1 protein-coding gene and 1 pseudogene are annotated in these 754 nt (G+C 56.9%); both read left to right on the top strand.

What is annotated here, in order from left to right; all coding sequences use genetic code 11:
• The coding region (locus tag AB1462_RS31425; RefSeq protein WP_367248957.1) for an ABC transporter substrate-binding protein at positions 1–362 on the top strand (362 nt) is incomplete at its 5' end.
• 255 nt (positions 363–617) lie between these two features.
• A pseudogene (locus AB1462_RS31420) lies at positions 618–754 on the top strand (branched-chain amino acid ABC transporter permease); the annotation flags it as partial.

Genomic DNA, 754 nt, shown 5'->3' with positions numbered 1-754 from the left:
ACTCTTCGCATTGGTCGAAGGATCTCGATAATGCCGAGAACAAGCAATATGTCGAAGCCTTCAAGGCCGAATATGGCCGCCTGCCTTCGCTCTACGCGACGCAGGGCTACGACACGGCAAACCTGATCCTGGCTGCCATGTCGAAGGCCGACGTGAAGGACAAGGACGCGTTCCGTGCGGCACTCAAAGCGGCTGATTTCAAGTCGGTGCGCGGCAAGTTCACCTTCAACACCAACAATCACCCTATCCAGGACATCTATGTCCGCGAGGTGATCAAGGAAGACGGTGTGCTGACCAACAAGATCGTGGAAACGACCTTCACCGACCATAAGGACGCCTACGCGGCTGAATGCAAAATGTGAGATGGCGTTCCCCCGATTTACGGGGAGTATCGCACATCGAGTTCGACCCCCACTCCGTCGCGCTTCGCGCGCCACCTCTCCCCCGATCGACGGGGGAGAGGAAATGCCAAGGCTGGCTCCTTTCCTCTCCCCTTTTGAGGGGAGAGGTGCCGAGCAAAGCTCGGCGGAGTGGGGGTAAGTCGTGCCGTATGCGATTGCCCTGCTATCAATGTTCGCCCTTTCCAATCGAACACCCGAACTGATGGAATCTGATCCTTGTCCACGGCGCTCCTGATTGAGCAACTTCTGAACGGTCTGCAGTTTGGCGTGACGCTGTTTCTGATGGCGGCGGGGCTGACGCTGATTTTTGGCGTGATGGGCTTGATCAATCTCGCCCATGGCTCGCTCTATAT

It is taken from the genome of Pseudomonas sp. SB113, from assembly GCF_040754745.1.
Lineage (GTDB): Bacteria > Pseudomonadota > Gammaproteobacteria > Pseudomonadales > Pseudomonadaceae > Aquipseudomonas > Aquipseudomonas grimontii.
Note: the sequence above shows the minus strand (reverse complement) of the source record. Positions and strands in the feature narration are given on the sequence as shown.